Here is a 19,636-nt window from a genome sequence, read left to right as displayed (position 1 = left end):
GCACTCATGCACTATGATTTCGTTTGCAGCTTTACCATGTGGCTATAAATACCTTGTTGACTTAATAGCTCTTGTGGATTGCCCTGCTCGGCCACTGTGCCTTCGGAGAGAACCACGATTTTATCTGCACCGGCAACGGTACGCATTCGGTGCGCAATTACCAACACCGTCTTATTCTTTACAAGCTCGGAGATTGCAGACTGAATCAGCGTTTCGTTTTCTACGTCTAAAGAAGCCGTCGCTTCATCGAGCAGAACAATGGGTGCATTTTTCAGCAATGCTCGCGCGATGGAGATTCTTTGGCGTTCCCCGCCGGAAAGAGTCGCTCCGTTCTCACCAATCATTGTATGGTAACCATTTGGCATTTGAGAAACGAAAACGTCGCAGCAGGCAGCCTTTGCGGCGGCAATCACTTCTTCGTCCGTTGCGTTACGCCTGCCAATTCGAATATTCTCCATCACTGTATTGTTAAAGAGAGTTACATCCTGAAAAACAATGGAATACATGGAGAGGAGCGTTTCGGGGTCTACCTTTGAAATATCTTTTCCACCAAGTGTTATGGTGCCTTGAGATACATCCCAAAAACGCGCAGCAAGGCGTGAAACCGTCGTTTTTCCGCCACCGGATGGCCCGACCAGTGCGGTGACCTCTCCCTGCTTTGCTGTAAAGGAGACTCCCTTCAGTACATCCTCTTCCTCGTTGTAAGAAAAAGAGACATTATCAAAGGTAATATCGCACCCATTGGGGTGGAAATCCGTTGAGCCTGTTTGCACGGGGTGATCTAGAATTTCGTTCATGCGCGCCACATGAGTACGGGTAGAAAGAACCGCAGCAAAATTCTGCAACGCTGCCTGGAAGGGGTCATACAGGCGAGACGCCACTAATAAGAACAAAAAGAAGGTTAGTACATCGAGCGAACCATCCATCAACAAAATGGAGCCCGTAAGAGCAACCGTTGCAATTCCTATTTTTAGAATCAATTGAGCGGTTACAACAAAGAGAGCGGTTCCCAGCTCCGATATGATTGCTCTCTTCTCTACCGCTTTAATTTTTTTCTCCAGCCCTTTTAAATAATCTTGCTCTGCATTATTGGATTTTAAGTCGCGTACGGTTTCTAAGCATTCCTGAATCCCATCTGCACACGCCATTTTGGCATTCATCTGCTTTTGATTGAGTGCATCTTGTACCCGAACAGAAAACGCAACAATCAAGAACGAAACCGGAATAACCCAAAGAGACGCCAAAGCCATACGCCAATCAAACGCAAACAGGCTAATTGCAATCACTACAGTTGAGGCTATTGAGCCAAACAATACCGGAATATAATGGGAGAACGACGTTTCTAAATAAGCGCAGTCTGCCATAATGGTACTCGTTAAATCTGCTAAATCCTTTTTTCCAAAGAAAGAAAGTGGTATTTTACGCAGTTTTTCCGCAAGAGAAATACGGCGAACCCCACTTTCAATATAGGTGGCAAGATAAGTGGTGTTATATTGAAAATACGAGGTAATAAAAATCAGTGCTAAGCAGAATACAACACCAATTACATAATAGCTGGTATTGGGAGTTGCACCGGTAAGCAAATCGCGCACCAATGTATACATCAACCCAACGGGGAACATGAACGCAAGGTCGCGGACGAAGCAGGCAAAGCTCCCCAAAACCAAATCTTTTGCCCCTTTTTCAGACAAAGCAAACGCTCTTTGCATTTTCTTTAGCATGTTACAGCCTCCTTCGCGACCTTCCATTTTACGGAGGTTTGGTAGTTGCTCCACATTTCTGTGTATAAGCCGCCTTCTTCTAAAAGCTGCTGGTGTGTACCACTTTGCAGAATCTTGCCATCCTTTAATACAAAAATCTCATCTGCATCTACAACTGTGGTGAGGCGGTGGGCAATCATTACCACTGTTTTCTGTTTGGAAAGCTCGGAGAATGCTGCCTGTACTCGGCTTTCATTATCCGGGTCTGCAAATGCGGTCGCTTCATCCAAAATAACAATCGGTGAATCTTTGAGCATCACGCGCGCAATGGCAATGCGCTGCTGCTCACCACCAGAGAGAAACACGCCTTTTGTACCAACAATGGTATCCAGCCCGTTTGGCATCTTCTCAATAATATCCATACATTGTGCCGCCTTGAGCGCTTTTAGAACTTCTTCTTTGCTGGCGTTGGGCTTTGCAAGGCGTACATTATCTAAAATAGAAGCCTTTAAAATCCGGCTATCCTGAAATACAAACGACACGGTTTGCATCAGCTCTGCCTTTGAGATGCTGCGAATATCGACACCACCAATTAGAATACAGCCGGCGTCCACGTCAAAATAGCGAGCAATGAGTGCCGCAAGGGTTGATTTTCCTCCGCCCGAGGGGCCAACCAGCGCAACGGTTCTCCCTTTCTCTATTTTGAAAGAGACACCGTTAACCGCCTGATTTTTGCCATCGTAGCTAAAACGAACATTTTTCAGTTCTACAGAGGAATCCTTTGGGTGAACTGGTTTTTCTGCCTCTTTGAGCGGCTCTATCTTTAGTACGCTGTCAATCCGCTCCAGTGCATCGTTAACTATCATCCCGTTCTCACTTAGAAACATAATCTTTGTTAATGTAATGGAAATAACCGGTGTAATAATAATATAAAAAATGAGGTTAATTAGAAACGCACTCGTTACTCCACCTTGTGTGAAGTATAGGCCTGCACCAATTAAAAACACAAATACACCGTTAATAGCGGTGGTATATGCCATCATGGTCATGCGCAGTTCTTTGGTATAGGTAACAACCCATTTTTTATAGTTGTCTATCGCATCTTTAAAGCGCTTAAAAGAAAATACCGTTTGTCCAAAGGTTTTTACCACTGGAACTCCACGCACATATTCCACTGCCTCGTTCGACATATCTTCTAGAGAACCCTGATATTCCTTTATTCTGTGCTGCATTTTTGCACCAGTCATACGCATCATAATTAAAAACGCAATGAGTACCGGTAAAATGCTTAATAACCCAAGGCGCCAGTCAAAAAAGAAAAGAAGCCCAAGCAGCCCAACTGGAGTAGCCAGCGCGCCTGCTTTATCTGGTAGCTGGTGCGCAAGGTAGGTCTCCGTAGCTGCAGTTGAATCATTAATAATCTTTCTCATCTTGCCGCTTCCAAACTCATCCATAAACCCTAGCGGAAGCGTTACTATATGGTTCATAAGCTGTATGCGTATATTGGCCGCAATTCGAAATGCTGCTAAGTGTGAGCTCATTAATGCCGCAAAATAAACAAAAAGTGACAGTGTGGCGAACAGTACTGCCATCCACCCGTAATGCGCAAGGTTCTGAGCAGATGAAAAATCCGGTGCAACCTCCAGCACTTCTTTAATAATCAGCCAAATGTAGATAAATGGCACCAATGCTACCAGTGCACTAAGTGCAGATAAAAGCCAAGACGAGATGGTTAAATACCGGAATTTACCAGCATAGCCAAGTAGCCTTGAAAGATTGGATTGTTTTTGCAAATTGTTTTCCTCCTTAAATAAGCAGTTCACAAGAGCTTTTTAAATAGGACTGGTGTATAAGTCTTATAACGATTACCCCAATGAAACACAAGCTGTGTTTTTCAAACGATTTAAGCTGTTACTAAGCCTAATTTACGATTTGACTCCAAACAGTTCTTCTTGAAGTTAGATACAGCTAACCAGCCTGCGCGATTTCACGGCATTGGCAACCGATTGCTCTCCGTGCCTTTTATTGTAGCGAATTCCAAGCCGACAAATCTACTCTAAAACGTTGCCTGATGCTCCATTTGGTCAAAAACATCTTTCAAAGCCACACCTTGATTTTATAATCGGATATGGTATGATAAAGCTAATTTAGCGAAGGGAGTTCAATTATGTTAAAAAACAGAAATAAAATACGAGTTATCTTTTGGGTTATTTTAATCGTAACTTCCTTTCTTTTTGGTGTTGGCTTAGCTGCGTTCGAACCGAGCGATGAAGTAAAAAAGTTCTCTATTATCGTATTCTTGTGCTTTGTCGCAATTTCTGCTACTATATTGAACCTTTTGTGGTTCCGTGCATTTAATTTAAAACTTGCCTCGCTGCATTCAATTCTTTTAGAAGAGCATGATGCAGATCGTTATATTGCAGAGATAAACGAGTTAATGGAGGATAAAATATCACCGCAGATGCGCAGCGTATTGCAATTAAGTCTAAGTGCCGCTTATTGTGAAAAGAGAGATTTTCTGAAAGCAAAAGAGCTACTCTCCTTGATTAACCCCCAAAAATTAAGAGGAACAAATCGCACGCTTTACTGGGCTGATTATGCTTACGTCCATTTTCATTTAAAAGAAAACAATAAAGCAATAAAACGAATGATAGAGCATCAAGCTGAGTTTGACAAAATTCGTACTCATTCGAACTGGGGCGCACTCTTATTGATTTTGCAAATATTCAAAGAGCTTGCGGAAGGGAATCTGAAAAAGGCACAATCTCTTTTGGAGCAGGAACGACCCAAATGGGAAACGGAAAACAATAAAGATGATTTTGAGTACCTAGAGAAACTATGCCAAAATAAGTAAGGTGTAAATATATAACAAGAAAGAAAGCAGGATGTTTAAAAAACAAACACCCTGCTTTCTTCATTCCACATTATTATGGTAAGCTCCTCATAATAACGGATCTATTTTCTGAGAATAACAAAACCACCTATGTCATAAAATGTCAATTCATGTTTTTAAAAATATATTTTATCAATGTCCACAAAACTCGACAGATTACATGTTGACATAACACTAAAAAAATTCTATTCTTAAGGCGTAATTACTAGTTTTGAATTGTTAGAAACAGCCAAGCCTGAGACTTTTGGCATCTATCTCGATATTGCCGTTAGCCTGAAAACAGAATAATTCTCCGTATTGGCAGCCGAATGTTGGTTCTGTATGGAGGGCTAATTATGACCAGATTACTCCAATTACAAAGGAACTGGTCATTTTTATAATTATAGACGAAGGGAGGGAAAAAACATGGACTATTTAAGTCGACCATCCATCACATCTACCTCATAGAAAGGAGACTCATCATGATGAAGTCAGCTACACACCCAATCGTAGTCTGTAAAAAAATTCATGATACCGTTTTTACCAAGGACAAAGAAAAAATTCGTGAAACAAAAACAGTACAATACTATTTACCCTCATTCCATTTTAAATCTATTTTAAAATTTCTAGAGATATTACTTCTTATTTTGATTGTTGCTGCTATTATTGCAGGAAAAAAAGAAGAAGTTGCTCCAATAATGAATTTCATACTGGAACAACTTCCCTAAGTAAAGCGGTGCTTACCCGATACACATTACGCTACTAATGTGTATAAACTATTTTATTATTAACATAAAATTCATAAATTGTCAATGTGATTCCGCAAAAACATTCTAAAATAAGTAAGGGTTACGAAATTTTCGTGACCCTTTCTTTTGTGACTAGATAATATTCGAGTTAAATAAAAAGATAAATGGATAATATACCTGCTAATATTGCCCCCAGTGTGTTGCTAATTAAGTCCATATCTGTATCTGCTAAACCATGCTGGTGCTTTAAAGGTTTAGGGCTTTTCGAAGCCGTATCAATGATAAACTCTAATATTTCAAATAACGTTCCAAGTGTAATGCCAATAGCAGCTATTAGCAAAGCCATGTATCCTTTTCCGCCTTCAATAGGCCCCCATATATTTTGCAATATGGAGTAAAAAAGCAGAGAAAATGTAAAAGCACCAAAGCAATGGAGATAGCGGTCAAAAATTTTACTCCTATGGTAAAAATTCAGGCTTTGCCCAAATACGGTATGACCAATTAAAGTAATCATAAAAAATATAAGAATAAAAGGATAAATTGAATACTGAAATTTTTGATTAAATACAATAAGGAATATGGCTATTCCAATTAATATTACATTTTGTATTATTCGAGCATACTTTTTGTTTTTTGCAGCATCATAAATTGTAAATAACTCTGCTAACACAAAAAGAACGGTACATATAAGCAAAAAGGTTTCAATCATTTTTTACTCCTTATTTTCTATTTATAAATATTGTTCCTCTTATTTAAAAAGAATATCCTTTTAATTAAAGGCGAACACAGAGTTTCTTCATTTGCTTTCACTCATCACAATAAAGATTGGAGCCTTTCTATGAAGCTACAAAACAAATTCATTTTTCTTGGCATGCTGGATGTGCTGTTTTTTGTTTTACATGATTTTCTGGGATGCATTTTAATAAAGGGGTATAACCCCATTACCTCTTATATTAGTGTATTAACTGCGGATGGAACCCCTCACTCTGGCTTTCTTCGCACTCTAATTCAGCTATATCAATTCTGTTTTCTCGTTTTTTCTGCTACTCTTTGTTATAAAGCCTTTAAAGAATACAGTTTGTACACAAAAATCGGGTTTGTTTTGTTGTTTCTCGTCGCTTGCGTCTCTATTTTTACATTCGGCGTATTTCCTATGACGATGGAGTCTTCGATTAATCCACAGAATATTTTGCACCTGCTTTTGATTTTATCAATTATTATCCTAACAAATCTATCCCTTTTTCTTTTGGCGTTTGGGTATTGGAAAAAGGAAAGAATACTTTCGCTTGGGAAAATGACATTTACAGTTGCAATCATTTTTTTACTATCGAATCTGTTTCATTTAACGGCAATTGCGCTGCACTGGAATGTACTAGGGCTAATTCAAAGAGTGAGTGCCTATTCCTTTTTAACCTTTACCTTTTTGCTCTCTTATTTTTATGTGAAAAGGCAAACGCATTTTACTCCATCTTCTAACTTCTAAGATAACAAAAAAGAGATTCTCTAATTTGAGAATCTCTTTTTATGATAGCTTATTGCTTATTTTAATAGAATCTTTTTGAATTGAATTTCAGTTTACGTTCTCTTCATTACCTTTTCAAAACGGAAAAAATACTCGCTGCTCTCAAAATTAGCGGCGGGTATATGAAGGTCAAGATGATGTGGGTTATAAAATTCAACAATATGAAAACCACATTTATTGATATAAAAGTGTATGTTCCTTTTTTCAAAGTATGGTGTATGTGTTTCCCAAACCTCTGTTTCTGGGTGCAGTTGTTCAATCGCTTTCCATGCGGAAAGACCAATCCCCTTGCTATGGTCACGACTATGCTCATTTGCTCTGATAAACAATAGGTCCAAAGAATTGCGGCGGGTTTTCGGGTCAATCACAAGTACCGTTCCACCCACAATAGAACCGTCCAATAAAATGTGGTAGGTCTCTGCCCCCTTGGCATCCATCGACTCCTCAATATCCGTTTGGGGAATCACCTCTTGTGTGGCCTCACCGAATTCCTCGACAACGGCAACGGTGAAAGCATCCTGCAAATCTTTGATGAATTTTTCACGGTCACTCTCACCAATCGGTACCAGTGTAATTTTCTTGTTTAATATATTTCCCATCTACTTTTCACCTCAATTACATCTTTTCCCATTGATTATAATTACGGGATATGAATTGCATATTAATGAAATGCAATTGGTCTATATCTTCCATTGCTCTATTTTACTAGTTTTTGCAGCACCAAAACTCCGCTCTAACGATAAAAGGGACTCCCTGTTGTAGACAGGGAATCCCTTTGCTGTTTTAGAAGACAAATTGCACTTTAATTAAAAATGAGCTCAATTAAAACATCTGCGCGGCGAATTATAACATACGAAACTTTAAAGCAAGAGCAAACAATCACCTTTTAGTTCGTCTCCGCTCCATTTTATCTGCGCAAAACTCCCTCCCGCATGTTCGCTTATTCGGTTAATCCATTCCACCTCATTGCTGGCTTTTGCCTTTAGGATGGGATTGGTTGTATGGGTACCATAAAGAGACTGATTGACAACCCACCATTTCGTAGCAATACCGGCACGCTTTAAATCCTCCTCCAAACGCAAAGCCTCAAAAAAAGGAGTGGCTTCCGGTAAAGTTACAATAATTACCTCAGTTTCTTTCGATTTTAAGCGTGGCAGCAAATTTTTTACCGATTCAGGGATTTCCCCCTTCGTGCGTTGAATCTCGTGATGATAGCTTTGCGTGGATTCGAGCAATAACAACGTATGACCTGTGGGTGCGGTATCAACAACCACCACCTGCTCTTTGGCCTTTTCCACTACTTCTGCAAAAGCACGGAACACGGCGATTTCCTGTGTGCAGGGGGAACGCAAATCCTCTTCTACATAGGCTATGTCCTCTTCACTCATGCCTGTGCATCTAGCCTTAGAAAGCACCTCCGCCTGGTACTTTTCCAGCTCGGCACATTCATCAATATGGCTCATTGTAATGCCGCTTGAATCATCCAGAACAAATTTAAGGTGAGCGGCTGGGTCTGTTGTGGTTAGGTGAACACTCTTCCCTCTCTTTGCAAGCCCCATCGCAATGGCTGCGGCAACAGTGGTTTTGCCCACGCCCCCCTTACCCATTGTAAAAATGACTCGCCTGTCTTGTGCTGCCAGCTCGTCAATTACGGTATGAAGAGAAGGAATATGAGCCGCGCGCAACGTTTCTTCGGAACATGTCATATGGTCTGTATGGAGTAGGGCGCGCACATTTGCAATGCCAGATACCTGATAGGCGCGCAATGGCACACCGTAAATTGAAAGCAAACGTAATTTGGGGGGCATTGCAGCAAGAGCGGCCTGTTGTTTCTGGAATAAGCGAAGAGAAACTTCATCATCGTATTCGGTTAGAACACCGTTAATAACCAGGATTTGATTGTGAACACCTATTGCAGATAGCTCACCGGATGCGCGTTCTGCTTCTTTCATTGGCGCTGTTTCTGGCCGTGAGACAAGAATGAGGGTCGTTAAATTCACGTCCGCCAGCGTTTCCACCGCCTGCTTATAGATTGCTTTTTTGCTGTCTAACCCAGAAAGCTGGCCAAGACAGGAGGCTCCGTGCGTGCTTTCGCTTATAAAATCACTCCATGCAGATGGCAACTGAAGCATCCGCAGTGTATGACCGGTAGGGGCTGTGTCGAAAATAATGTAGTCGTATTCCTGCTGTACTTTTCTATCCGTAATAAAACCAGAAAATTCATTAAACGCCGCGATCTCAACTGTACAGGAGCCAGAAAGCTGCTCCTCCATACTGGAAATGACCGCTTCGGGTAGTTTCCCCCGATAGGGTGCAATCACACTTTCGCGGTATTCTGCGGCGGCCTGTATGGGGTCAAGATTCGCAACAACAAGATTAGGTACTTCAGCAATGGGTGTTCCCTTGTTTGAAAGCTCCAAAGAAAAAACATCTTGCAGGTTGGAAGCCGGGTCGGTACTAATCAGCAGTACTCGCTTTCCATTGTCAGCAAGCGACACCGCCGTGGCGCATGCAATACTGGTTTTTCCTACACCACCCTTGCCAGTAAAAAACAGGTACTTGGTCAGCATGGTCTTCAAAGGCTGAAAAAGCTCCATCAGCACCCTCCTTTACAATGGCAGGAGCCAGACTTCTTCTTTGTTATTTTCACTTTGGTAGTCTCGCTCGTTTTCCTAAAGATGCTTTCCGGTAGCTCCAAAAGCTTCGTAAATTCTTCATTGGTTGGGTAACGGCCGGTAATAACAATATCACCGTCAACTACAATAGCGGGTAAGCCTTCCACTCCCTTAGCATTAATAAACGCGTTAATGGTTTCGTCAGTAACAAACTCCATGGGCGCGCTGTTTAGATTATAGCGCTCGACCTGTATACCATGCTTATTCAGTGTATTTAGCGCAGTGGAGATTCGCAGTAATTCCGGGTCAACTCCAACACCGCACAAACCGGTAGAACAGCACATCGCAGGCTCAAAAATCTTCATTTTCTTCATATCCAATCTCCTATTCTCAATAACAAAACCTGTTTCTATCATTTGGCACGCTGCTCTTGCAATTGTCATTCACAATAATCACAGCATTCTTTATTTTGCTTACAAATGCAATTCTCGGTATCTGAAGTAATATGGCAAAAGAATTGCTTGGTTTGCTGAATCACATCTGTATTCAGAGAGTAGTACGTCCATTTCCCTTCCCCTCTGCCTTTGACGATTCCACATTCGCACAAAAGCTTCATGTGATGTGACAAGGTAGATTGAGACATTTCAAACTTCTTTAAAATTTCACAGGCACATAGTTCTCCACAAGAAAGCATATCTACAATCATTGCTCGTTTGGGGTCTCCCAGTGCCTTAAAAACCTTTATATTTTCCGAATAGTAATCCATAACAACACCTCAAATCGAATTTGTTCGATATGTTACAGTATATGCACCAAATCGAAAAATGTCAATATGTACATCACTCGAGTATAATTTCATTTTTTATAATAGAACTTCGATTTCACAATAAAATCTTTATTATAAAATCTTTTGAAAACCATACTAAGAACAGCAGAATCATCGACGCTTCCTCTCTTTCCAACCCTCGGGAATTATGTTACAATGAAAAAAATTTAACTTACGTTTTCATTGGACATAAGAGGTATGTTGGTTCTCTGTACACCCGTGTATTTTTCATTCTTTTGTATGGCATGCGAAAGGTGGGTCACCCATGCACGACAAGCTGATTTTTCAGGTAAACCGAGAGATTACCGAGGCACTAACCTCCCTCCGGTTGGCCGTTCTTCCAAACCGAAAGATTACTCTGGATCGATTTAAGAATCCGAATTGGATTGAGGGACTAGCCACTCTATTCCCTATTCGGGAACGACTTCGCTGCACAAACGTGCTGGATTTATGCGCTCCAGTACTGAACCAGCTGTGCCCGGATGCACCAGAGGAAGGCTGGCTTCGTTTTTCTTACCAATATATTTGCAGTCTCATGTTTCCGAAAAACGGGTTTGCGCCAAAAGCAGACCAATATGCACAGGGGGCTCAAATTTACCTTACCATACTCCATATTCTATTAAATTATGAGCGCGCCGCCCTTCTGTTTGACCCCATGGTGGATTTTCAGTTTCTTTCGGAAGAGGAGTACGGCCAGTGCAACAGCGCAAAAGAATACCGCCGCCTAATGAACGCGTGGCAGGAGGAATTCCTTTACGAGCTGATGCGCATTGGAGTAGAGGTAACTCCCTACCAAACGCTAAGCCATATTGCTGGTGTACACTACATTGCGATGATTGCCGCTCGTGGCCTTAAGGAGGCTGGGGTAGAGGTAGATTTGACCCTCATCTCTGGAGCAGCGGCTACACACGATTTTGGTAAATTTGGCTGCCGCCCCGGCGAGCGAGTTCCCTATTTGCACTACTACTACACCGACCAATGGCTTCTTGCACGAAAAATGGATGGAATTAGTCATATCGCCTCCAACCATTCCACGTGGGATTTGGAGCTTGAGTCACTTTCCGTAGAGTCACTTCTTTTAATCTACGCCGATTTTCGGTCTAAGCAAATTCGGGATGCGAATGGGAATGAAGTTACGATTCTTTACCCGCTCGATGAGTCGTACCAAGTCATATTATCAAAGCTTGAAAATGTGGATCCCAAAAAGCGCAGACGGTATGAATTTGTGTATGAGAAGCTCCATGACTTTGAGAACTATATGCGCAGCCTTGGCGTAGATGTTGATTTAACAGGGCACCAGCAGTGCCCTACACCCCACAAGGACCCTGCGCTGATGAATCCGGAAGAAACATTAAACAGCCTTATCCTTTTGTCCGTAGAGCACAACCTGCAACTGATGCACATGCTCTCTAATGAGCAAAAATTTGGCAATATTATCGAGGAGGCTCGCTCCGCTAAAAGCTGGCGACATTTGCGCGCGTACCTCAATGTGTTTGAGGAGTATTTCACCTATCTTTCTGTGAGGCAAAAGACACAAGCGTTGTCTTTTCTATATGAACTACTCATCCACCGTGAGGGCGATATAAGGCGCCAAGCGGGCAGCCTGATGGGTCAAATCATCGCGCGTTTTCATTTGGTTTATCGTAAAGAAATTCCCGGGGATGCGGAAAACGACCCGGCAGAGGAAGTTCCATTTACCTTATGGGCGCATTATTTGGATAAAATTATTTTCCCCGACCATAAGACCACCCCGCAGGAGCGCTCTCACATTAGCTACGCATTGAAGCTTTTGGTTGGGGCAATGCTGAATTATGCTCGCCCCGGAGATATTCCCCGCTTTTTGGGTGCTTTGCTCAACTACTATGAGTATTCGGAGGAAATCACCTCCGACACTGCGTTTACTCTGCTGGATGCTATCCGGAATCTCCCTGCCCATTATTACGGTGAGGAAACGCGGGGCAAATTGATTAACTTTGCCGCTTGCTTTGCTTCTTGCGGAGAGTTACGGCTCGTTATTGTCTCCCTTGAGTTTTTGCGGGAGGTACAGCGTTCTCTTCCTCGCAGCCACCCGCAGATGACACGCATCGTTGAGGTTACACGAAATTTGCACTCTAAAGATTTGACAACCATCTTTCTTCAATGCAAAATCTTACGCCGAGCAGGAGAAGATGTTACCAATCTTGAGCATACGCTGTACCACACGGATATTACCAGCGAGGTCTTTCTGGACAACCTGAAAATCGCCACTCCGTGGGTTGTTAAAGTGGCTGGTGTAGAGCTATTGCGAGACCAGGTGGAGCATGGCCTGAAAACACATGTACTGCATATTGCTACTCATTTTTCCAATCTAATCAAAGTTTCGGAGCGAGTGGTGGTTCGGCACACCGCTGGTTCGGCTCTGGTACGAACTCTGCCTATTCTGCGACGCGACCAGCGCAATGAGGTTGTTGTGGAGCTTGGGAAGGGTTTGGAAATGGGGCAGTACGAAATTTCGAAATATATTCCTGAGTATTTGGGCAAGACTGCCCTGTACCTACACCCGAACGAACTAAACGAGCAGGTGCTATGGCTTAAGGGATTGCTCGGTTCCTCCAGTAATTCCGCTGTTTCTGGAGCGCTCAACACTATTGGTGTGCTGCTTCAGTACTACCCCGCATATCGGGAACGATTCCCCGAGTCGGAATCGGCCTATGAAGCCCGGCGGCAAGAGCTGCTTGGACTGTTGCTCCAAGGGTTGGCTCATTACCGGGAAGAGGTTCATCAGGAAGCCCTACTGGTTGTTGGTAAGCTACTGTTTGAATCAACCGTGCTCAACATGGAAGAAAAAGGACGTCTATTTTCACTGTGTTACCGCAAACTGCTCTTCCTGATGCAAGAGGTGCCGGGTCACAGCAGTCTAACCTTCTTCTACCGTGCCGCTGCACTTGCTCATATTAACCGCTTTATTGCAGTGCGAAGATTGGATCACGGTCCCTTTACTTTTGACAAACCCCGCAAAATTGCATTTTTTCCTGGCACCTTCGACCCCTTTACCCTTTCTCACAAGGGCATTGTTCATGCCATTCGAGATATGGGCTTTGAAGTGTATTTAGCGGTCGATGAGTTCTCTTGGTCGAAAAAAGCCCAGCCCCATTTAATCCGCCGGCAAATTGTCAACTTGTCGGTAGCCGGAGATTTTCACGTTCACCTATTTCCAGATGATATTCCGGTTAACATCGCCAATCCCGATAATCTGCGGCAACTGGTGGAGCTGTTCCCGAAACAGCAGGTTTATGTAGTTGTGGGGAGTGACGTGGTGCTCAACGCATCGTCCTATCGGGCGCAGCCAGTGCCCTATTCCATCCATCAGATGAACCATATCATTTTCCGCCGCGCGGGAGAAGCGGAGCTGCCCCGTGATCTACCAATCAACGGAAATGTAATTCAGTTGCAGCTGCCTCCCCACCTGGAGGACATCAGTTCAACCCGTATCCGGGAAAACGTGGATTTGAATCGGGATATTTCCACCTTTACTGACCCGGTTATTCAAGATTTCATTTATCAAAATGGTCTTTATCTTCGAGATACTCCCGACAAACCCCTTCTCTATGCTGGGGATTTGGAATTCCAATGGATTGACACTCCATCCCCCGCACTGTTGTGCAGTCTAACTGCCGATTATCCAAATGGGGAGGAGGTGTGTGCGGCAATTCTGCGCCGACAAGATCGCATCTTGCTGCTGCGCCGCACCGGTCATGAGCGCCACCTCGGGTTTATCAGCTATCGCCTATTGACAACCTCGCAGCTTTTCTCTGCGCTGGAGGATCACGAACTGGCAAATCGAATTCGTCTTCGTTCCGCCGGTAACGTGCTTTTCATTACCGCACTAAGCGCCGATACGTCAGAAAAGCACAAGGATTATGCTCAGCTTCTACTCAGTGAATTGTTCGCTCATGCACTGGAGCAAGAATACGTTTATGCTGTTTTTCGTCCCCACGATAACCGCATTCCAACGCAACTCGAAGACACACTGGCTCGGCAGGGCTTTGTCTCTCGAGAAGGAGAAGCACCAATTCGTGAGGTGGATATGCACGCCCCTACTGTGCTCATTCAAAATCTGGAGACTACGATTCAAGAGCCGCTTTGCCGCAATTCACGGGTACTGTCATCCATTCGTCGCAACCACGAGCGGCTTCAGTACGCACTAACCGGCCTGTACCCGGGTTCTTTGGTTCTAACACTGTCTGCCGACATCATCCACCACCGCCTGCTGGAGAAAATTACGGCTTATAACAATGTGCCCTCCATACCGATTGTACCGCGCAAACTGGGCGAAAATATGTGTGTTCCATTTGGCAAGCTGCTTCGAGGGAAAAGCGTTCCCAACACCGTAACCAAAACCATTCATACCGACCGCGTATTTTCCCCAGACCTTACCGAAACAACGATTGAAGCCTTCCCCTATTACGCCTCGATTCCCTGCCAGATTCGCACCATTAAATCCTTTAATCGACCGGTGATTTTGGTAGACGACCTCATGCACCCCGGCCTGCGTATGGGAGTACTCGACCCCATCCTGCGTGAGGAGGAGGTTCCTATCCGCATGGTGTTGGTGGGTGTACTGTCGGGTTATGGCAAAGATTTAATGCATTCGTGGGAAAGGCCGATCGACAGTGTTTACTTTCTTCCCCGGCTACGTCAGTGGTTTGTGGAATCCACCTTTTATCCCTTTATTGGCGGGAACACCGTGCGTCGTTCCAGCTTCCCGGTTCCCGGCCTTTTACCCGGCATCAACCATATTTTACCTTATGCCTCCCCTTCTCACTTGTCTGAGTGCGGTCGTGAAGCGGTGTTTTGCTTATCTCGTACTTGCCTAGAGGCGGCACACGATGTCATCTCTACACTTGAGCAGGAATATCGTATTCTTTATGGCAGGAATTTGACATTATCCCGATTGGCAGAGGCCGTTATTTTACCCTTGTGCCCGGACAAAGGCACCTGCTTGAGCTATGACCCCAATTTGTCCGCATCGGTTTACCTCAAAAATGATTTAGAACAGCTGTTGCGTGAATATTTATAATTACGGCATGCTGGGGGTTTCCCCTCTTCCCGTTTTTATGAAATACAATACTTTTTTGGAAGGTGATGCTATGTATTACTACAGTTATAAGGGTGCTAACCTCGTATCTCTTACCCCTCAAGACGGCTTTGGTTCGCCCATAGCTCCGGTTACAGAGGGCAGACTCTTTGCTCCCGTTTCTGGGGATGCAGTTTTGGGCAGAGGCTCTTTTCGTGTAGACCACCCGGGGCAGCTATTTGCACCCCACGGGCTGGAGGTGTTGGATGCCTCCCGCATGACTGAAGTAGAAGTGGATACCCCCACTGTGGCCGCTATTGCTGAAGGTCGCCTCACCGCCATCAACACCGGCCGCATTGGTTGGGAAGAACTGCTCAATGCCGCTCCAAAAACCGGTAAGCGGCGAGTCAATATCGTGGCGATTGGGGATGTTGGCTCTACATTACTCACCGGACTAAAACTAATGGGTGGAGACGTCATTTCCTCCATCGGCATCTGTGATGTATCGGATCAAATCACCTCCCGCTGGGAGTTTGAGATGGGTCAGGTCGCAATTCCGTGGGATTACGACGCCCTGCCTGAAGTTGAAATTGTCTCCCCTGACCGCATTTTTGACTGTGATGTGTTTGTTTTTGTTGCCTCCAAGGGCATTCCTCCGGTCGGCTCTCAGGTAAAGGATGTGCGTATGGCTCAATTTGAGGCGAACGCCGCCATCGTAAAGCACTATGCTAAAATGGCTCGTGACGCTCAGTTCCAAGGCTTGTGGTGCGCTGTGTCAGACCCTGTGGATCCCTTAGCCAAAACAGCGTATTTGGAAAGCAACCGTGACGAATCTGGCGTTTGGGATGGCAAGGGCCTGCGACCTGAACAGATTCAGGGCTTTGGCCTTGGCGTGATGAACGCCCGGGCTGCCTATTATGCAAAGCGAGACACGAGATTTTCCTCTTTTCTGTCGGAAGGGCGTTCCTTCGGCCCTCATGGCACTGGACTTTTCATTGCCAATTCCATCGAGCACTATGATGAAGAACTTTCTCAGGAACTGACACACCTTACAGTGACAGCTAATTTAAAAATGCGTGAGCTGGGCTTTAAGCCCTATGTGGCTCCTGCCTTATCCTCCGGTGCGTTGTCTCTGCTGCTCGCCTTGCGGGGAGAATGGCACTGCGGCTCTGTATTTCTGGACGGCATTTATATGGGTGTGAAGAATCGATTTACCCCGGCTGGTATTGAAACCGAGTTGCTTCCCCACATTCCAGATGAACTGTTTAGCCATATTCAGGAGGCGGCACAGCACTTAAAAGAAATTTTATAACTGCTTAATAAAGAAGGTATTGGAATGTCCTTGATAGTAATCTATCCCCATCCGGACGTTCAAGGAGCAGACATACGTCTGGACGAAATATTGCGTCACGCTCTGGAAGGGCGGCAGACCCGCACTTTACGCCGTGCAGAAGAGCTAACCAACCTGACCGGAGAGCGTCTCCTGTTTGCCTTACCGCTTGGAGATACCGGCACAAACATAGAGTATGTAAAGCTGTTGGCTCGCCTGCGCCGGGAACCCGAGCTGCTAAAGGGCTGCACAGCAGGATTAATCGTAGACGGAACCTCACCTTTGTATACCAAATCGGAGGCGACTGAGCTAACATTGGCAGCAAATTTGGCAGGCTGTGCATTTTTGGGACGCCCACTGGTGGAGGGCACCGGTTCCCTCGTGAACTTTAAGGTGCAGGCAAAACAGCTCAATACCGATTTATTGGGAGCTTACCGAGCAGCTGCCCGAGAGCTTGCCGACCGATTAGAGAAAGAAAGCTTCCCCAAACCGGAGAAGCCCGAATTATTGGTACTACACGCTTCGAACCATCATACCTCCAACACAATGGCACTCTGGAGTGAGGTGAAGACTCGCCTTGGCGATGCGTTTATTGTAACCGAAATCGGGTTGCGCAACGGTACTTTGTCTGATTGTTCGGGCTGCCCCTATACCATGTGCCTTCACTTTGGTGAGCGAGGAGGTTGCTTTTACGGTGGCGTAATGCAGGATGAGGTGTACCCCGCGGTGCGCCGTTGCTCGGGAGTAGTAATGCTGTGTCCCAATTATAACGACGCTATGTCCGCAAATATGACCGCCTTTATTAACCGCCTTACCGCCTTGTTCCGCCAAACACGCTTTTACGACAAAGCGCTTTTCTCTATCGTGGTGTCCGGTTATTCTGGAGGGGATATTGTAGCGCGGCAGTTGATTGCCGGAATGAATATGAATAAGTCTTTCTATCTCCCCAGCCAGTTTTCCATGCTGGAGACCGCCAATGACCCCGGTGAGGCGTTATCCCTGCCGGGAATTGGAGAGAGACTCGACGGTTTTTCCTCCCGAATCCGCGGCACTCTACTCAATTAAAGCATTTAAAAAGGGAAACTCTGCTTCATACAGAGTTTCCCTTTTTTTGTTGATAGAAACGCCTTGACCTACAACTACAATACCTCAACTTTTGTCGGTTGCATTTACCACAGCTCAAGATAGCGGTGGTGTGAAGAGACAATACTTGACTAAAAGCAATCATCTCTAAATCGCATCGCGAACAGAGTATAGGATTTGAATCACAAAGCCAATTTAGTAATACAGCTACATAACATATAAAAAATTGATAACAAAAAACAAGCCCAATTCAATGAGCTTGTTTTTTTAGAGTGATAAATAGGTTTTAGATGAATTTGAACAACTGTAAAAATGCGATAACACCCAGTAAAGTCATGATAATGCTGCTTACAAGTGTTAATGAAAACCAAGCGGGTTTGAGTTGATATTCCTTTGGCAAGCTTTTTTTCTCAGTCCAAAGAAGTAAGAGTCCTACAAGGCCGATTCCAAAAACACTGCCAATTACAGTTGCAACCTGAAGAACGAATGTATAAGTAATATTCGTCCATGCCAATAAAATACCGCCGAAAATGCAAAATACTGCAACCCATAAACGAGTTTTAAATTTGTTTTCTTGCTTTTGAATGGCAGGGAATACCGGAGAAAAGCATGCACGAAATGTTGCGGGATATACCTGAGTGCTGAGTGCTACAAGACCACCAAAGAATGCGCAGAAAATAGCAGCCTTATATAGTAATACCAGACCAGGAGAAATGACTGAGAAGAAGTGAGCTTGATTTTGAATAATCTCGTCATTGGAAGGAACAACCTGCATTCCATTGGTTCCAAGTACAACGTTACCAAGAATCATGAATATGGAACCGACGAGCCAAACTGCGGTAAAGGAAGTAACGTTATCAATTTTAACAGCTTTCAGCCACCCTTTGGCATTTGAAACCGTATTCTCGTCCTCCGGAAGCGGAATCATCTCTTTGCCAGATAAGTTTTTCAGAGATGACTGAATGTCTGAAATACGTTCATTCCCATACATGCCCCAGTTCTTTTCGCTCATTGTACCCATATAACCGAGATAATCTTGGATTCCACCGCCAAGGATGCCAACTGCGCTGACAATCTCTAGCAGAATGGGTCCGGAAAGAATTTCAGGTCTTTTGGTCTGCACCCATTCAGGATACCCAGCCGGGATGGTTGGAACGAAACCCTGTAACAGTGCGAGCCAGTCTGGATTAGATACAAAGATTGCTATCAAAGCGAAAATAACCAGAATAAGAACAATACCAGTGGATACTTTCTCCATTTTTTCATAACTAAAAAATACGAATAAGAATCCAACCAGTGCCCAGATTGTACCGCAAAGTACGGTATAGCTTGTGTTTAATCCAAAGGTCCAGCAGGTCCATTGCCCCAACACCTTAATAAAGCCGCAGATAGAGGATGGGATGGCTATGGCAGCCACAATACCCAAGAAAATAGCGACCCAGTTTTTAGTGCCTGGTAGAATCTGTCCCCATCGTGTAGCGGGGTGTTCTCCGGTTAATGTTGCAAATTTGGAGCCAACGAAAACTACGCTTCCTTTCATAATTGCACACAATAAAAAGGTCCAGAGAAGAGAAAATCCGAATAGCGAGCCTTCACGGCTGGCAAAGAAAATTTCTCCGTTTCCAATTGAAGCAGATGCCACAATAATTCCTGGGCCAAGGTAACGTAAAAGATCTTTGAATTTGCCGGCTTTTAATTTGGGATCGGGTTCAGGCATTGTCATTGCAACAGATTTCGTTTTTGTATCTGTCATTAAAAGCACTCCTTTTCATTTTTTTCGTACTGTAACAAAGGCAAATGAAAGTTGAAAAATCGCTAGCCTGCAAATTCGTTCTACCAATTAATAAGATACCCCTCTGAAAAATGAGCTTGCATGGTGAACG

General features: G+C 44.1%; 14 protein-coding genes. 6 read left to right on the top strand and 8 right to left on the bottom strand.

All coding sequences use genetic code 11. The features are described 5' to 3' along the window. Nucleotides 1-11 precede the first annotated feature (11 nt). Both CAN90_RS06010 and CAN90_RS06005 read right to left on the bottom strand, forming a co-directional pair. Nucleotides 12-1,721 (bottom strand): ABC transporter ATP-binding protein, encoded by a 1,710-nt coding sequence (locus CAN90_RS06010; protein WP_085832945.1) that lies wholly within the window; start codon nucleotides 1,719-1,721, stop codon nucleotides 12-14. Then, on the bottom strand, nucleotides 1,715-3,493 hold the full coding sequence (locus CAN90_RS06005) for an ABC transporter ATP-binding protein (RefSeq protein WP_085832944.1): 1,779 nt from the start codon (nucleotides 3,491-3,493) through the stop codon (nucleotides 1,715-1,717). The genes CAN90_RS06010 and CAN90_RS06005 overlap by 7 nt, the downstream gene beginning before the upstream one ends. A 374-nt stretch (nucleotides 3,494-3,867) precedes the next feature. Between CAN90_RS06005 and CAN90_RS06000 the strand changes: the two genes are divergently transcribed. Both CAN90_RS06000 and CAN90_RS05995 read left to right on the top strand, forming a co-directional pair. Further along, nucleotides 3,868-4,554: a hypothetical protein gene (locus CAN90_RS06000; protein WP_085832943.1), complete on the top strand. Its 687-nt coding sequence runs from the start codon at nucleotides 3,868-3,870 to the stop codon at nucleotides 4,552-4,554. 500 nt (nucleotides 4,555-5,054) lie between these two features. Continuing rightward, a complete protein-coding gene (locus tag CAN90_RS05995) occupies nucleotides 5,055-5,300 on the top strand; it encodes a hypothetical protein (RefSeq protein WP_085832942.1) in 246 nt (81 codons plus the stop codon). 169 nt (nucleotides 5,301-5,469) lie between these two features. On the opposite strand, the gene CAN90_RS05990 is transcribed toward CAN90_RS05995, so the two are convergent. Further along, nucleotides 5,470-6,030: a DUF2238 domain-containing protein gene (locus tag CAN90_RS05990; RefSeq protein WP_085832941.1), complete on the bottom strand. Its 561-nt coding sequence runs from the start codon at nucleotides 6,028-6,030 to the stop codon at nucleotides 5,470-5,472. A 129-nt stretch (nucleotides 6,031-6,159) separates the two neighbouring features. On the opposite strand from CAN90_RS05990, the gene CAN90_RS05985 reads away from it, so the two are divergent. Further along, nucleotides 6,160-6,804 carry a DUF998 domain-containing protein gene (locus CAN90_RS05985; protein WP_085832940.1) on the top strand — a complete coding sequence of 215 codons (645 nt, stop codon included), beginning with the start codon at nucleotides 6,160-6,162 and terminating at the stop codon, nucleotides 6,802-6,804. Between the two features lie 92 nt (nucleotides 6,805-6,896). On the opposite strand, the gene CAN90_RS05980 is transcribed toward CAN90_RS05985, so the two are convergent. From CAN90_RS05980 to CAN90_RS05965, 4 genes are all read right to left on the bottom strand, one after another. Then, nucleotides 6,897-7,442, bottom strand: coding sequence for a GNAT family N-acetyltransferase (locus CAN90_RS05980; RefSeq protein WP_085832939.1), 546 nt, complete (start codon nucleotides 7,440-7,442; stop codon nucleotides 6,897-6,899). 261 nt (nucleotides 7,443-7,703) lie between these two features. Then, nucleotides 7,704-9,440, bottom strand: a complete 1,737-nt coding sequence (gene arsA, locus CAN90_RS05975) for an arsenical pump-driving ATPase (RefSeq protein ID WP_085832938.1) — start codon at nucleotides 9,438-9,440, stop codon at nucleotides 7,704-7,706. Beyond that, nucleotides 9,440-9,832, bottom strand: a complete 393-nt coding sequence (gene arsD / locus CAN90_RS05970; protein WP_085832937.1) for an arsenite efflux transporter metallochaperone ArsD — start codon at nucleotides 9,830-9,832, stop codon at nucleotides 9,440-9,442. Before arsD ends, arsA begins: the two co-directional genes overlap by 1 nt. A 65-nt stretch (nucleotides 9,833-9,897) precedes the next feature. Beyond that, entirely contained in the window at nucleotides 9,898-10,224 is a 327-nt protein-coding gene (locus CAN90_RS05965) for an ArsR/SmtB family transcription factor (protein WP_085832936.1), read from the bottom strand. Nucleotides 10,225-10,549: 325 nt separating this feature from the next. On the opposite strand from CAN90_RS05965, the gene CAN90_RS05960 reads away from it, so the two are divergent. The 3 genes from CAN90_RS05960 (at nucleotide 10,550) to CAN90_RS05950 (ending at nucleotide 17,735) form a co-directional block, all read left to right on the top strand. Continuing rightward, a complete protein-coding gene (locus CAN90_RS05960; protein WP_085832935.1) occupies nucleotides 10,550-15,343 on the top strand; it encodes a cytidyltransferase-related domain protein in 4,794 nt (1,597 codons plus the stop codon). A 70-nt stretch (nucleotides 15,344-15,413) separates the two neighbouring features. Beyond that, the gene (locus CAN90_RS05955) at nucleotides 15,414-16,652 is read left to right on the top strand and encodes a lactate dehydrogenase (protein ID WP_085834298.1); all 1,239 of its coding nucleotides are present in this window, start codon (nucleotides 15,414-15,416) and stop codon (nucleotides 16,650-16,652) included. Between the two features lie 24 nt (nucleotides 16,653-16,676). Beyond that, nucleotides 16,677-17,735 carry a flavodoxin family protein gene (locus CAN90_RS05950; RefSeq protein WP_085832934.1) on the top strand — a complete coding sequence of 353 codons (1,059 nt, stop codon included), beginning with the start codon at nucleotides 16,677-16,679 and terminating at the stop codon, nucleotides 17,733-17,735. Between the two features lie 304 nt (nucleotides 17,736-18,039). On the opposite strand, the gene CAN90_RS05945 is transcribed toward CAN90_RS05950, so the two are convergent. Further along, nucleotides 18,040-19,506 carry an Nramp family divalent metal transporter gene (locus CAN90_RS05945; RefSeq protein ID WP_085832933.1) on the bottom strand — a complete coding sequence of 489 codons (1,467 nt, stop codon included), beginning with the start codon at nucleotides 19,504-19,506 and terminating at the stop codon, nucleotides 18,040-18,042. Between the last annotated feature and the right edge of the window lie 130 nt (nucleotides 19,507-19,636).

The organism is Clostridium merdae, from assembly GCF_900176635.1.
Classification (GTDB): domain Bacteria; phylum Bacillota; class Clostridia; order Oscillospirales; family Acutalibacteraceae; genus Faecalispora; species Faecalispora merdae.
This window is presented reverse-complemented; position numbering and strand designations above follow the sequence as displayed.